Origin of the sequence: Peribacillus frigoritolerans (assembly GCF_004358755.1) — a bacterium.
In the GTDB taxonomy this organism is placed as follows: domain Bacteria; phylum Bacillota; class Bacilli; order Bacillales; family Bacillaceae; genus Bacillus_P.
On record NZ_SMZY01000002.1, the window covers coordinates 116,774 to 132,673 of the forward strand.

Annotated in this window: 12 protein-coding genes; 1 reads left to right on the forward strand and 11 read right to left on the reverse strand. The window is 41.6% G+C overall.

Going from position 1 to position 15,900, the window contains the following annotated elements; genetic code table 11:
* Positions 1-7: 7 nt before the first annotated feature.
* The 6 genes from ctaG to cyoE form a co-directional block, all read right to left on the reverse strand.
* Complete coding sequence (gene ctaG, locus E2R53_RS08090; protein ID WP_286166182.1) at positions 8-898, reverse strand: cytochrome c oxidase assembly factor CtaG; 891 nt, start codon at positions 896-898, stop codon at positions 8-10.
* 235 nt (positions 899-1,133) lie between these two features.
* Complete coding sequence (gene ctaF, locus E2R53_RS08095) at positions 1,134-1,466, reverse strand: cytochrome c oxidase subunit IVB (protein ID WP_133311292.1); 333 nt, start codon at positions 1,464-1,466, stop codon at positions 1,134-1,136.
* Positions 1,467-1,470: 4 nt separating this feature from the next.
* Positions 1,471-2,094, reverse strand: a complete 624-nt coding sequence (ctaE, locus tag E2R53_RS08100) for a cytochrome c oxidase subunit III (RefSeq protein WP_133311293.1) — start codon at positions 2,092-2,094, stop codon at positions 1,471-1,473.
* The gene (gene ctaD, locus E2R53_RS08105; protein WP_133311294.1) at positions 2,094-3,965 is read right to left on the reverse strand and encodes a cytochrome c oxidase subunit I; all 1,872 of its coding nucleotides are present in this window, start codon (positions 3,963-3,965) and stop codon (positions 2,094-2,096) included. The genes ctaE and ctaD overlap by 1 nt, the downstream gene beginning before the upstream one ends.
* Before the next feature lie 33 nt (positions 3,966-3,998).
* On the reverse strand, positions 3,999-5,078 hold the full coding sequence (gene coxB / locus E2R53_RS08110) for a cytochrome c oxidase subunit II (RefSeq protein WP_133311295.1): 1,080 nt from the start codon (positions 5,076-5,078) through the stop codon (positions 3,999-4,001).
* 98 nt (positions 5,079-5,176) lie between these two features.
* Entirely contained in the window at positions 5,177-6,049 is an 873-nt protein-coding gene (gene cyoE / locus E2R53_RS08115; RefSeq protein ID WP_435796793.1) for a heme o synthase, read from the reverse strand.
* A 570-nt stretch (positions 6,050-6,619) separates the two neighbouring features.
* Here cyoE and E2R53_RS08120 point away from each other — a divergent pair.
* Positions 6,620-7,561, forward strand: coding sequence for a COX15/CtaA family protein (locus E2R53_RS08120; RefSeq protein WP_133311297.1), 942 nt, complete (start codon positions 6,620-6,622; stop codon positions 7,559-7,561).
* Positions 7,562-7,918: 357 nt separating this feature from the next.
* On the opposite strand, the gene E2R53_RS08125 is transcribed toward E2R53_RS08120, so the two are convergent.
* From E2R53_RS08125 to glsA, 5 genes are all read right to left on the reverse strand, one after another.
* A complete protein-coding gene (locus E2R53_RS08125; RefSeq protein ID WP_133311298.1) occupies positions 7,919-9,340 on the reverse strand; it encodes a cryptochrome/photolyase family protein in 1,422 nt (473 codons plus the stop codon).
* 125 nt (positions 9,341-9,465) lie between these two features.
* Complete coding sequence (pyc, locus tag E2R53_RS08130; RefSeq protein ID WP_133311299.1) at positions 9,466-12,909, reverse strand: pyruvate carboxylase; 3,444 nt, start codon at positions 12,907-12,909, stop codon at positions 9,466-9,468.
* A 75-nt stretch (positions 12,910-12,984) separates the two neighbouring features.
* The gene (locus E2R53_RS08135) at positions 12,985-14,187 is read right to left on the reverse strand and encodes an FtsW/RodA/SpoVE family cell cycle protein (RefSeq protein WP_133311300.1); all 1,203 of its coding nucleotides are present in this window, start codon (positions 14,185-14,187) and stop codon (positions 12,985-12,987) included.
* A gap of 311 nt (positions 14,188-14,498) precedes the next feature.
* Entirely contained in the window at positions 14,499-14,780 is a 282-nt protein-coding gene (locus E2R53_RS08140) for a YlaN family protein (RefSeq protein ID WP_070879036.1), read from the reverse strand.
* Positions 14,781-14,904: 124 nt separating this feature from the next.
* Positions 14,905-15,834 (reverse strand): glutaminase A, encoded by a 930-nt coding sequence (glsA, locus tag E2R53_RS08145; protein ID WP_133311301.1) that lies wholly within the window; start codon positions 15,832-15,834, stop codon positions 14,905-14,907.
* Between the last annotated feature and the right edge of the window lie 66 nt (positions 15,835-15,900).

Genomic DNA, 15,900 nt, shown 5'->3' on the forward strand with positions numbered 1-15,900 from the left:
GCGAAAGTTACTTTATCGGCTGCGGAGAAAATCTTTTTCTTTCCTCAAGACCATCACGCTCTCTCTCCTGACGGGCCCATTTGAAGAAAATAATCCCAAGAAGAGTTCCATAAACAAATTCCTGGATAATTTTCATCATAATGCCTCCAAGCTGCTGATCTTCAACAAGAGGCAATGTATTAAACATTTCCGGACCAGTCAAATTCAGACCTGACAGCATGCTTGCCGGGACGCAGAGTTCAAGGGCGCTTACCCATGCTCTTGGATCTGAATACGTAGAATAAAGCGAAGTATCAGCAAATATGATAAGAGCACAGGCTGGCGTCAGCAGCATTCCATTGGCAAAGATGTATCCGATTTTCTTAATTCCGCCAAGCTCCCTCCATTCAGGCAATTCATTGAGCAATGGCCACCACATCAGCATCGCAGTTATGAAAATTAAGATCGTTACGGATGCATGCAGGACATGATCTGTTTTCACAGCATCAAATACAAGCGGAATATGATAGATTGAAAAAAACCCATTAAAGACGATTAAAGCTATCAGCGGTTTAGACAGAAATGAAACGATTTGCTTCACTCCCCGTCTGTAGATCATCGCTCTCCACATCCAGACCGGGATGCCATAGATCATAAGAGGCGGTATCAGCAAATATAAAAGGGCCATTTGTGTCATATGTGCACTGAACATTAAATGCCCCATTAAATCCAGCGGACTGCCTTTTACAGCATATAAAAGAATCATGCTGCCTGCAAAAAGGGCCTTCTGTTTGAACGGGACAGGCTGGCTATCGTGAAATCGATTTCGAAGAGGTCCGATTAATAGAAAATAAATGCCAAGAATGACCGCAACAAACAGGAAAAAATAAGGGCTCCACATTGCTCTAAAGCCAAACATTTCTAAATTTAACAATGAGTTCATCTCCTATTTCTGCTATAACTCCTGCAAACTATTATACACCTTCAATGAAGCGCTATCAATGAACGTTCTATGACATTAGAAAAGCGCAGGAATACAAACTTGAAATTCCCGAACTGAGCAAGGAAACTGCCGCTCATTTGATTGCAGTCTGCTGACTTTTACTTTTCAGGCAAAATAAAAAAACCGGCTGAGGATTCAGCCGGTTTTAGGATTACCACCAAATGATTGTGACAAATGTCAGTACTGTCAAGAATGCTACACCAATTCCTGAGTAAAGGAAAAGCGCAGGCACTTCATGGCCTTTATGGCTCATATGCATAAAGTAGTAAAGCTGGAAAATAACCTGTATAACAGCAAGCAAAAGGATAAACGGAATTTTGAACCATTCTGCAATGCCATCATAGCCAATTGCTACAAATGCAATGACTGTAAGGAAAATCATTAATGCAAATGTAACAACCTGAAATTTCATATCTTCTTTATTTTTCTTGCGGCGATATGCAAGATCTACTTTTGGGTTTCCTGAGTTTTGATTAGCTGCCATCAGTTTATCCCACCATTCCCATTAAGTATACAACCGTGAAAATGAACACCCATACAACGTCAATGAAATGCCAGTATAAACTTGCAACGTAGTATTTTGGTGCGTTGTATAAGTTGAGTCCTCTTTTTGCATTGCGGACCATCAATGTCGTAATCCACAGAAGACCGAATGCCACGTGGGCACCGTGTGTTCCAACAAGCGTGTAAAAGGCAGAACCAAGTGCACTGCTTGTCATTGTGAAATGAAATTCGTGAATATAATGATTAAACTCATAAATTTCAAGGGCAAGGAAGCCTGCTCCTAAAAGGACCGTGATTCCCATCCAAAGCTGCATCTTTTTAAATTGAAAGTTCTTCATGTGGTACATCGCATATACACTTGTAAGCGAACTTGTCAAAAGAAGCATTGTTGCTGCAAATACAAGCGGAAGTTCAAACATTTCCTGAGTGGTTGCACCGCCGTTATTTGAATCTCTTAAAGCTAAAAACGTAGCAAACAGAGAAGCAAACAGGACCGTCTCTCCCCCAAGGAAAAGCCAGAAGCCTAAAAATTTATTTTTGCCTTCAAGGGTCGCCTTTTCAGGTGAGGCAGGGAACGTTTCAGCTGTTAATTTTTCCTCAACATGCATTATGCCTTAACCCCCTTATCGTTATCATCATTCATTAAATCTTCTTTGTGAATATGATAACCGTGATCATCAATGATAGAACGAAGGAACATACATCCAAGCGTAATTAAGAACCCGATAATAATCACCGGAACTCCCCATGCATAATCTGCATGATACAATAGTCCGAATGCTGCAACAAACAATCCAAATGACATGATCAGCGGCAGGATGGAACCGTTAGGCATATGGATGTCTCCCAGCGGTTCAGCAGGAGTCATGCCTTTGTTGCCTTCCATTCTTTCAACCCACAAAGCGTCAAGACCGCGGACAAGCGGTGTTTGTTTAAAGTTATATTCAGGAGCAGGTGATGATACAGCCCATTCAAGGTTGCGTCCATCTCCCCAAGCATCTCCTGCTGCTTTTTCTCCTTTAATAGAAGAAATAACGACGTTGTAAAGCAATACGATTGTTCCGGCAGCCATTAAGAAAGCCCCAGCCGTACTGATCAGGTTCCCCGTTTCAAGACCCTGTCCAGGAAGGAAGGTGAAAATGCGTCGCGGCATGCCCATCAATCCTAGGAAATGCTGGATAAAGAACGTTAAATGGAAGCCTGTAAAGAATAAGACGAAAGTAACAACACCAAGTTTTTCGCCAAGCATTTTGCCGAACATCTTCGGCCACCAATAGTGGAGACCTGCGAATAATCCCATAACAACTCCGCCTACGATTACATAGTGGAAATGCGCAACTACGAAATAGGTGTCATGATACTGATAATCTGTCGGTGCAGCTGCAAGCATGATTCCTGTTACTCCGCCCATTACGAACGTAGGAATGAAAGCAACAGACCAGATCATCGGAACTGTAAAGCGGATGCTTCCGCCCCACATTGTAAACATCCAGTTAAAAATTTTAATTCCTGTCGGAACAGCAATGGCCATTGTGGCAACTGCGAAAATTGCATTAGCGATTGGTCCAAGCCCGGTTGTGAACATGTGATGCGCCCACACCATGAACCCTAAAAATCCAATTAATACTGTGGCAAATACCATTGATGAATATCCGAATAAACGCTTTTTCGAGAAATGCGGCAATACATCCGAGAAAATCCCGAAAGCCGGAAGAATTAAGATGTAAACCTCAGGATGTCCGAAAATCCAGAATAAATGCTCCCAGATAATTGTATTTCCTCCAAGCTCCGGAACAAAGAATCCAGTGCCAAATACACGGTCAAACATCATAATTGCTAAACCAACTGTAAGCGGCGGAAAAGCAAATAAGATAAGTGCTGAAGCTACAAAAGTTGTCCAAGTGAACAACGGCATGCGCATGTATGTCATACCAGGTGCACGCATGTTAATAATCGTTGCGAGGAAGTTAATACCTGCTATCAGTGTACCAAATCCTGATATCTGAAGTCCCAGCAGGTAGAAATCTACTCCATGGCCAGGCGAGTTCAGTGCAAGTGAAGCGTAATTCGTCCAGCCTGCATCAGGTGCTCCATTTAAAAACCAGCTCAAGTTCAGGAAAAGTCCTCCAAAGAAGAACAGCCAGAAACCGAGTGAATTTAAAAATGGAAATGCAACGTCACGAGCTCCGATTTGAATCGGTACAACCGCATTCATAAAACCGAATATGAGCGGCATGGCTGCAAGGAAAATCATGGTCGTGCCATGCATAGTTAAAATCTCGTTGTAAAGGCCGGCTGCGATAAAATCGTTATTTGGCACAGCGAGCTGAATTCTTATAAGCATCGCTTCTAATCCACCTACGAGGAAGAAGAAGCCGCCGGAAATCAGGTAAAGGATGGCGATTTTTTTATGGTCTACTGTTGTTAAGTAGTCCCAAAGAACAGCGCCGAACCCTTTTTTCTGAGTTAACGTACTCACAGTGTTACCTCCCTTTTAATCTGCTGAGACATCTTACTTCGTTTCGACTTTTAAGCCGCTTAAGTATTCAGTAAGTGCATCAAGTTCCTCATCATTCAGCTCAGGATACGTTTTTGTCATCTTGTTTCCTGGTTTGTACTGTTCAGGATCTTTCAGCCAGTTTCTGATATTTTCTTTATCATGAGGCATAATGCCCGCTACCCTGGTGCGCTCTCCGAAGTTAGCTAAGTTTGGAGCTGTTCTAGCCTGTTCAGGACGCTCATCAACAGGTGTCACAGCATGACAGCCGATGCAGCTTTTTTCCTGGAATAACTTTTCACCCTGTTTAGCTAAATCTGAAGATGCAACTGCTTTTGCACCTTTCATTTCTTCAAGCCATTGATCAAATTCTGCGCGGGATTTTGTTTTTACTTTAAAATCCATTAAAGCATGTGAAGGGCCGCATAGCTCTGCACACTTCCCGTAAAAATATTCGCCGGCTTCTTCTGATCGCTTGCTGTCAAAATTAAGCCAGAACTGATTTATGTTTTCTGTGTTTGTATCCATTTTTCCGCCTGCTGAAGGAATCCAGAATGAATGCTTTACATCAGAAGCAATCAGATTAAAGTAAACCCTTTCATCTGTTGGAACAACTAAATCCTGGCTAGTGATTACCCCATGATCAGGATATTCGAATTCCCACCAGTAAAGATTCGCTCTGACATTAACGACAACCGCATCTTCAGGCTTGCGGTCCTTTTTGTCCATTGGTTTCACATCTGCAAGTTCAAATGTAGCAGATACTACTGGAACCGCTAACACAAGTAGTAAAAGAATAGGAATAACAGTCCAAATGATTTCAAGTTTATGACTTCCCTCTACTTGCTCAGGAATTTTATTTTCCTCACCTTTGCGCTGTCTGAATTTCAGAACTACATAAATGAAGATCACAGTTACGACTGCGATTACAATGACCATGATGAGCGTACTCAGCACCATTAATGAGTACTGCATATCCGCAACTTCACCAGCTGGTTGAAGAGCGGAAAGATATGGTTCACCACAGCCGGCTAAGACAAGTGTCAACATTGCAAAGATGGCAACGAGACGTAATTTTGTCAGCCTCTTTTCCATAGCTAAATCAAACCCCTCTTTCAGTAAATTAATTCCCGCAATATCACAGGAATTGATAATTCCTTCTATGTAAATTCCTAAAAGAAAGAATTCCTAACCTAGTTGATCGTGAAAAGTACCATCGCCACAAAAAGGATCGTTAAGTAATTCAGTGAATAAATAAACATCCACTTTGCCCATTTCAGATCATCTTTCATTTTCATGCCTGACAAAGCCAGCACAAGCCAGCCGATATTTAAAGCGGCTGCCAGAATAATGAAAGAAACCCCGAGCTGAAATAAGTAAAACGGCAAAGGCAGAAGACAGATCACCCAAACCATCATTTGCCTTTTTGTAATGGCAAAACCATGAACCACCGGCAGCATCGGAATGCCTGCAGCCCGGTATTCTTCCACTCTTTTCATTGCAAGAGCAAGAAAATGCGGCGGCTGCCATATGAACATGATCATAAACAATACCCAAGCTGTCACACTCAGGTCTGCATCGATTGCAGCCCAGCCGATAAGGGGAGGAACTGCACCCGATACACTGCCCACAACAGTGTTCAGTGTATAGTGGCGTTTTGTCCACATTGTATATAAAAAGACGTATGTAATTACGCCGATCAACCCGATTAACGTAGCCGTTACAGTTGTCATCAGCAAAAGAATAAAGCCGAACGTAAGCAATAAAATACCAATCCACAAAGCTTGAATTGGGTTCATTTTCCCAGTAACTGTCGGTCTCATTTTCGTTCTTTCCATGATATGATCAATATCACGGTCATAAAAATTATTGATTGCACAAGAACCAGCAATAATTAAAGCGGAACCAAGTAAAACAAATAAAACACTATCTATATTCTGCAGGAAGCTTTGTCCTGTAAAATGCAATGCCAGCCACAGTCCCGTGAAGGTAGTAATCATGTTAGAATTGACAATGCCCATCTTTATAAGACTCAGGAAGTCTTTTAGAGCTGTCGTTTCATGGATTTCTTCCGGCCGGGTTCCGCTTAGATGTGTTTCTGATAAGGTCCTTGAATCAGGCACGTTTTTAGACCTCCTTTTCAATTCTGCTTCTAATATAAAACATCTGCTGTATGATGGAGACTTTCTATATCATACTAAATAAAACAATATTTACAAAATGCTTCCTTCTTGATATTAAACCATAATCAGCAAAAGTTTTGTGAACAAATTATGAAGAAGTTATGTCGAAATTGTGAAGCAGATGAGCAGAGCAGGTTAATTAATTGAAAAGCTGTCCATTCACTGATAATCTAAAAAATGATGGCATAACTTTTTGACCACGATAACATTCTATCATAACTATTAGGAATTTTTTATAGATTATGGAATCTTTTGCGAAAAAACATGTGTGAAAGAATCATCCATATAATTCCTTTTTAATGTACCTGTTTTCCTACTATAATAAACAGAAATGGTATCCGTCATATTTTTGTTGCCTGATCGGCAGAGGCTGCCGCTGTTATTTCACTCCCACAAGCCCGTTTTTTGTCGATTTAGATAAAACTCATCATTACGAATAAGAAGGTGAACATCTTGCAGCGAGCATTAAAAGGTTTAGGCGTGCTCACATCTATCGTTATGCTTCTCGTACTCTTAGGAGGAGCTTTAGTTACAAAAACAGAATCTGGAGCAGGATGCGGCGATTCTTGGCCGCTTTGCCACGGTGAACTGATTCCGTCTGAGATTACCCCGGAGCTTGTTATTGAGCTCAGTCACCGGGTTGTCAGCGGACTTGCAGGTATTCTCGTCCTTCTATTAGCTGTTTCTTCATGGATTATGATTGGACATAAACGCGAGACAAAATTTCTTGCAGGTATCTCATTCTTTTTCCTGATTCTGCAGGCATTAATTGGCGCTGCAGCAGTAAAATGGGGACAGTCAGATGCCGTTCTTGCGCTCCATTTCGGCATATCACTCATATCATTTGCTTCTGTTCTGCTGCTTACTTTGCTTATCTTTGAAGTAGATAAGAAGTTTGATACAGAATCCTTGATTATTGATAAAAGAATGAAGTTTCATATGATCGGCGTTATCTCTTACTGCTACCTGGTTGTGTATACAGGTGCATTTGTAAGACATAAAGAAGCAAGTCTTGCGTGTCCGAACTGGCCAATGTGCAGCAACAGGCCATACGGTCTTCCGGCTACTCTTCATGAGTGGATTCAAATGGGCCACAGATTTGCCGCCGCTTTAATCTTTATCTGGGTGGCAATAGCTGCCTACAAAGCATTTAAATACTATAAGCATCAAAAAATCGTCTATTACGGCTGGATGATTGCTTTTGCCCTTATTTCCATGCAAGTAGTGTCCGGGGCGCTTGTCGTGCTGACGGGTTTAAATTTAGCTGTCGCACTCGCCCATGCACTAATTATCTCTTGTCTTTTCGGGGTTCTGAGCTACTTCATCCTGCTTATCAGCAGAAACAAAATTAACCGTCAGGCACAATTGAATAAAGAGAATAAAAAAGTCATCTAAATGGAGGGATTCTTCTTTCCCTTGAATAGTATGACGAAGCCAGCCTCTTTCGGCTGGCTTTTTTGATTAATTGTGATCTCTAGAATTGTTGAGATCCTATGCCTCCCATATACCGATCCTCCGCTAGGTTTGACTTCTAAAAGAGCTGATTTGATTCTTCTTTCTTCACCCTTTCATGTAAAAGTGTCCTCTTAGCAACGCTTTGTTTCCTCTTTCCTCACCCTTTCTTGTAAAAGTGTCCTCATTACAACGCTTTGTTTCCTCCTTCCTTTGATTTCTCATCAAAAAAAGCACACCAAGCGGTATGCGAATTTACTGTTATATTAAATTTAATTAACTTTCAGCGCGCGTTCTTTTTTACAAGCCTTTAAACATTTCAATCGCTTTTTTCCTTTGCTCGCTGTGTTCAACTGTAGGCTCTGGATAGTCCTCACCAACCCTGCAGTTCGCCTGTTTCTGCTGATCATTGTTCATTTTCCAGGGTTCGTGAATAAACCGGGCATCGACATCTTTTAGCTCAGGTACATATTTCCGGATGAATTCTCCATCAGGGTCGAATCTTTTCGACTGTGTGACCGGATTAAACACTCTGAAATAAGGCACGGCGTCTGTTCCGACTGAAGCGGCCCACTGCCAGCCGCCAATGTTGGATGCCGGCTCATAATCTACTAGCTTTTTCGCAAAATATTCTTCTCCCAAACGCCAGTCGAGCAGATAATCCTTCGTTAAAAATGAGGCAGTAATCATCCTTAACCGGTTATGCATCCATCCTTCAGCGTTCAGCTGCCTCATTCCCGCATCTACTATTGGATATCCGGTCTTACCGTCGCACCAGGCTTTTAACCGCTCGTTATTTCTGCTCCAATTTATTTTGTGATACCGTTCATCTGCCTCTTCAACGGCACTGTTTGGGAATTGGACATAGACCATATTATAAAAATCCCTCCAGGCAAGTTCTTTTACAAAGGTTTCCTTGCCGCTGTCCTGAACTACCTCAATCTGTGAGACATAATGGTAAACCGTTCTTGGAGAAATGGCTCCCGTTTTTAAATGCCTGGAAAGCTTGCTTGTTCCGTTTACAGCGGGAAGATCCCGTTTTTTATGATAATCCTCTAATCTTTCGGAAGTGAAGCTTTTTAACGTTTTTAAAGCATCTGCCTCTCCTATGTCCTCTCGCTTTTCAAAATCTCCTGCTATTACTTCAAGCTCGCGGTTTCCATCTGCTGTTAATTTTTCAAACCTGCGGGCGCGTTCGGCAAGGGCTTTTAAATTGATTTGGAGAGGTCTGCTCTTATCAAGCTGTCTCCACGCCCTGTAATAAGGAGTAAAGACTTTATAAAACTCTCCATTCTGCTTTTTTACTTCCTGTGCACCGTGAAGAAAATGATCCTGGAACGTATAGACTTTTCTATTTTTATCTTGAATGAGCTTCATGACCACTTCATCGCGTTTTTTTCCGTAGCCAGTCTCATCTTCATTGAAAAAGAACATCTCAATCTCGGGAAGGTTATCTATTAAAGAAGTAAAGACCTTATCTGTCTCTCCTGATAAAAGGTGAAACGCAATATTCTTACTCTCACATTCTTTCATGAATAAATATAATGTCTGAAAGAAATACTGATGCCGCTTATCTATGCTGTCACTCAAAAAGTGGGGATTCATCTGAAAAAACAATAACAATCTTGCATCATTCTTTTCTGCCCACTTCATCGCATTTGAAAGAGCTGTATGATCCTGCAGTCTTAAATCCCTGCGAAACCAAACTGCCGCTGTTTTCATATTTTTTCACCTCATTCTAGATTGTAGCGAGTTCCATTCTATTATGAAAGAATGGATGGGTTTTTGTGTGGTGACCCAAATCCATATTAAGCCGAAAAAGAAAAAAACAGCCCGGAGGCTGTCTTTTAATGACTGATTTCAATTAATAAATCACCAGTTTGAATGGCTTCACCGTTTGATACATGTATATCTTTGATCGTTCCTGAGAATGGCGCCTGAACGGTTGTTTCCATTTTCATTGCTTCAGTCAGGAGCAAATGATCGCCCTTGCTGACTTTTTCGCCTTTTTCAGCTAAAACCTTGATGACCGTACCAGGCATTGTCGCTCCGATATGATCTTTGTTGCCTTTATCAGCTTTCATTTTCGCTGTGATTGTCGCTTTAATGTTTTCATCACGGATAATGACCTCGCGGGGCTGGCCATTTAGTTCAAAATAGACGACGCGTGTTCCATCAGGCTGAGGCTCTCCAATTGAAACCAGTTTTACGATCAGCGTTTTCCCCTGTTCGATTTCAACTTCAATTTCTTCGCCAAGTCTCATTCCATATAAGAATGTCGGCGTATCAAGAACTGAAATATCCCCGAACTGTTCAAATGTCTTTGCATAGTCCATAAACACTTTTGGATAAAGGGCATGAGCGATTGCATCAAAGCTTGTTACTTGTCTATTTAAGCTTTGGAACAGCTCTTCTTTCAATGCGCCAAAGTTAACCGGCTCAAGCAATTCACCAGGTCTGACCGAAATCGGTTTGCGGCCTTTCAAGATAATGCGCTGAAGTTCTTTCGGAAAACCGCCGTGAGGCTGTCCGAGATATCCTTCAAATAATTCAATAACGGAATCCGGGAAATCAAGCGTTTCTCCGCGCTCATAAATATCATCTTCGGTTAAATTATTTTGAACCATGAAGAGGGCCATGTCGCCGACTACTTTCGAAGAAGGCGTTACCTTCACTAAATCTCCAAACATATCATTTACGCGGCGATACATCTCTTTTACTTCATTCCAGCGGTCATCGAGTCCAACAGCTTTTGCCTGCTGCTGAAGATTGCTGTATTGTCCGCCTGGCATTTCATGCATGTACACTTCCGAATGAGGAGAATTCATTCCGCTCTCAAAATCCTGATAATAGTGGCGCACGCCTTCCCAATATTGAGACAGTTCTTCTAATGCTTCAATATCGGCTTTAGGCCGGCGGTCCATGCCCTGCAGGGCATGATAGAGAGAATTTGCGCTCGGCTGTGAGGTTAATCCGGACATAGAGCTTACAGCTACATCCACAACGTCGACTCCAGCTTCGATTGCTTTGGCGTAAGTGAAAATACCATTTCCGCTCGTATCATGCGTGTGAAGATGAATTGGAATGGAAATCGTTTCTTTTAAAGCAGAAATCAGATCATAAGCAGCCTGCGGCTTAAGCAAGCCTGCCATATCTTTAATTCCCAAGATATGAGATCCTGATTCTTCCAGTTCTTTAGCCAGATTTTTATAATATTCAAGATCATATTTCCGGCGGGAAGGATCTAAAATATCTCCGGTATAGCAAATCGCAGCCTCAGCGATTTTATTTGAATTTCTGACCGCTTCAATCGCAGGACGCATTCCTTCAACCCAGTTCAGGCTGTCGAAAATCCGGAAAACATCTATTCCTGCATAAGAAGACTTTTCTACAAACTCTTCAATGACATTATCCGGATAATTTTTATAGCCCACCGCGTTTGATGCACGAAGAAGCATTTGCAGCAGGATATTTGGAACTTGCTTTCTGACTGTGAGCAATCTGTCCCAAGGATCTTCTTTTAAGAAGCGGTATGCTACATCAAATGTTGCTCCGCCCCACATTTCAAGTGAAAATAAATTAGGAAGAAGCCTTGCTGTAGGTTCAGCGATATGTTTGATGTCATTCGTTCTTAAGCGTGTTGCCAGCAGGGATTGATGAGCGTCGCGGAATGTTGTATCTGTTAATAGCACTTCATTCTGTTCTTTCAGCCATCTCACAAGACCTTCCGGACCCTGCTCGTCAAGAATCTGCTTTGTTCCGTTTGGAATCGGTTCGGAAAGTTTTACTTTTGGAATATAGAGCTTATCGAAAACCGGCTTCTTTTTCTTTTCAATGCCCGGGAAGCCATTAACTGTTACATTTCCAATGTAGGAAAGCATTTTTGTTCCGCGGTCTTTTTTCTTTGAAAATACGAACAGCTCTGGTGATGAATCAATGAAAGATGTATCGTATTCACCTGACATGAATTTCTCATGTTTAATAACATTTTCTAAAAAAGGAATGTTGGTTTTAATCCCTCTGATCCTGAATTCCCTTAAGTTTCGGATCATTTTTGCGGCTGCCTGCTCAAACGTCAGCGCCTGAGTTGAAAGCTTAACCAGCAAAGAATCATAATGCGGCGTAATAACAGCTCCCTGGAATCCGTTTCCGGCATCAAGTCTTACTCCGAAGCCGCCTCCTGAACGGTATGCCATGATCTTGCCAGTATCCGGCATGAAATTATTCAATGGATCTTCTGTTGTAACCCTTGATTGAATGGCATAGCCCGTTACCCTGATTTGATCCTGTGCCGGTATGCCGATTTTTTTGCCATGAAGAGGATAGCCTTCTGCAACCATAATTTGAGTCTGAACAATATCAATTCCTGTGACCATTTCGGTAATCGTATGCTCTACTTGAACACGGGGATTAACTTCAATGAAGTAAAACTCACCACTCGCAACTAAGAATTCCACTGTTCCTGCATTCACATATTCAACTTTGTTCATCAGCTTAACAGCTGCATCACAAATGTCCTGTCTTAATTTTTCATCTACAGATACACTTGGAGCGACCTCAACCACTTTTTGATGACGTCTTTGCACGGAACAATCACGTTCAAACAAATGAATGATATTGCCGTGTTCATCACCAATAATTTGCACTTCAATGTGCTTAGGATTTTCAATTAGCTTTTCAACGTATACTTCATCGTTGCCAAATGCCGCTTTTGCTTCTGATTTGGCACGTTCATAGGATTCTTTAACATCTGCAGCGCTGCGCACAATCCTCATGCCGCGTCCGCCGCCTCCAAGTGAAGCCTTAATAATGAAAGGATAGCCATTTTCGCGGCCAAAATCTACAACATCCTCTAAGCTTTGCACAGGTCCGTTGCTGCCCGGAATGACCGGAATATCTGCTAGCTCTGCCTGCTTTCTTGCTTTCACTTTGTCCCCAAACATGTCAAGATGCTTAGACTTAGGGCCAATGAAAATAATTCCCTCTTCTTCGCATCTTCTTGCAAAATGAATATTCTCCGATAAAAAGCCATAGCCTGGATGAATGGCATCCACATGATTGGCTTTAGCAATTTCAATAATGCCATCGATATCTAAATAAGCATCTATCGGTTTTTTCCCTTCGCCCACTATGTATGCTTCATCTGCTTTGTAACGGTGAAATGAGCCTGAATCTTCTTTAGAATAGATGGCCACTGTACGGATATTAAGCTCCGTGCAGGCACGGAATACACGGATGGCAATTTCACCCCGATTTGCTACAAGTATTTTCTGAATGTTTTTCTGCGACATAGGAATCCCCCTTAAGCTTCATCAGTTGCACTACTAAAAGTATAACACATTTATAATTAGTATAACACTTTTATTCTATTGAAATGGTACCGTATTACTATGTGTTTCTTTTACCGGCTTCTGTTCCGTTTTCTGATAAGTCGCCCGGTATTTAATAAACATTGATATATTAATAAGAAGCCCCATTGAAAGCATTAATAGAATCATGGAGGAGCCCCCATAGCTTATAAATGGCAGAGTAACTCCGGTAATCGGCAGCAGCCCTGTTAATCCGCCAACGTTAATAGCTGTCTGGATTCCAATCATGCTTGAAATGCCGATAGCGAGCAGCGTGCCAAATGCATCTTCACAGTTTCTTGCAATGTGAAAACCTTTCAGCACGATAAAAGCAAGAAGGATCAGGACAAACGCTACTCCGAATATCCCCAGCTCTTCAGAGATGATCGCCAGAATAAAATCTGTGTGCGATTCAGGCAAATAGCCGTATTTTTGTACACTTTCCCCAAGGCCAAGCCCCGTCAGGCCGCCTGAACCAATGGCGTAATAAGAATTGATTAAGTGAAACCCTGAGTCTTTAGCATCTCCGAATGGATCCATAAAGCCTACAAAACGGCTGACCCGCTCCTCTGTAAAGATCTTGTCCCATTTCAGCAAAACAAGCGGACTGATTGCAGCAAGACCTGCAAGACCCAGGACAATGAGCTTAAAGATGTTTTTCATGCCCAGCCCTGAACATAAGACCATCGAAAGAGCAATCATCCCAATAATTGATGCCGAACCTATATCCGGCTGGAGAATGATCAATACACAGATAAAACCTGTAAAAATAATCGGAGGCAGCACGCCTCTTCCAAAATGATCAATATATGATTGTTTTTTTTCGTACACAGCTGCAAGGTACAGGATAACACTCAGTTTCACAAATTCTGCAGGCTGGACTTTAAAACCGAACAGGGAAAACCAGCTTCTGGCACCGCCTGCAACGGAACCAAATACGAAAATAGCTAGGAGCATCAGGATGGAAAGCATGACTACGCTCCTGATAAAGAAAGGACTTAAATAAGCTCTGTAAGGAAAGAACATAGTAGCCAAGAGGACTACAAACCCAATTGCAGTAAAGATTGCCTGCCTTTGAAAAAAATAATCGCTTGTATAACCCCACCTGGCAACGGCAGAAATCATACTTGAGCTGTAAACCATGACAAGACCAAACCCGCATAAAAGAATGACAGCAAGTATGAGTGAATAATCATATGATTTGAGAATTTTTTTTATCATTTTATCGCTTCCTATCGTGACTTGTTGCTGCATTCTGGATGATTTTAATTTCCTAGTTAGAAATTCGAGATTAAAGCGCAAATTCCTTCCATTATGTTTTCAACTTCCGAACGCACGCCTTATGGTAACCCGGCAAACGTGCGTAAACAAGTTATAAAAGTATGTAGGTCTTTTGTTCTGGTATATATACCTGCTAAAAAAGGCTGTTTTCTTTCAGGCGTTTATTACATAGATCCATTACCGATCTTTGATGACTTGTGAGCTTTATAAAAAAACTCAAACTGTCTAATTAAACAGTTTGAGTTTTATTGTTATTTCTTTGTGAACGCCTCGTGCAATGCCGACATTTCTCTTTCGAGTGTGTCCAGGATAGCTTTGCCTTCCCGCTCATCAATCAGATTCAGCCTTACGGCAAAATCAATTTCTCTCGATAGTCCAAACATTTGTGTATCTAAAACCTCTTCATAAAGAGGACATTGAGGCATCGTCAAATTGTCCATTTGGACTTGAATCAGCTTCGTAATTTTATCAGCATCTGCCTTTAAGAGCGCAAGTGCTTTTTCTCGATGATCAATCGCAATCTCAGACGCCAATTGAACCCCTCCGTTCCCGAGCGATTACCCTAATCTATCTATTAATATTATAGGGAAAACAGTAAAAAATCAAGAAAAATCAAGGTGTTATTCATAAGTGAACTTGTTCCCGCACAAAGCTTCATCAGAATATGTTTAATTCATACTTTTCAGACAAAAGATGCAGCAGTTTTATACCCGCAATACTGTTCCCTTTTTTATCAAGAGAAGGGCCAAAAATTCCGATTCCAAAATGATAGGGCACGATTCCCATAATGCCTCCGGACACTCCGCTTTTAGCAGGGATCCCCACTTTTATTGCAAACTCTCCAGAAGCATTATACATGCCGCATGTCACCATAAACGTTTTGCAGATACGCGCAATATCTTTCGGGATGATTTGTTTTTCTGTTTGAGGATGTTTGCCGTCAAGGGCGAAGACTGCCCCGATTTTCGCAAGATCAAGGCTGTGCATTTGAACAGCGCATTGCTTTGAATATAAATCAATTAAATCCTCTACATCGCCATCAATGATTCCGTCTTTTTTCATAAAATAACAGAGTGACCTGTTCAGCCATGCGTTTTCAAATTCAGAAGAAGCGATTTCTGAGCAGACTTTAATATTCTCATTGAAGGTTAATTCTTTTGTAAATGCTAAAAAGCGGGATAGTTTTTCTTCCTTGTCAGATCCCTTAATCATATTTGTAACTGCAAGTGCGCCAGCGTTAATCATCGGATTCAGCGGCCGCTGATTTTCATGAGTTTCAAGCTTGACGATCGAATTAAACGGATCTCCCGTCGGTTCCATGCCCACTTTATCAAATACATAGGATTCCCCATGATCCATCAGTACAAGAGCAAGCGTCAGCACTTTTGATATGCTTTGCAAGGTAAAGCTTTTTTCAATATCCCCAGCTGACATACAAGTGTTTTCAATATGATAAATCGCAACGGATAAATCACCTTGATTTGCTTCACCCAGTGCAGGTATATAGTCAGCAATCTTGCCTTCCTTTGTCACTTCCCTTGCAATGCTGACAAGCTCCGCCAATTCTTCGCTGGTTTGACATGGCATGGTCTGTTCACCTCTTCATTCAGTATGAGGTGTTAGTTTGCCCAAAAACCATCATGCCAATGTCCC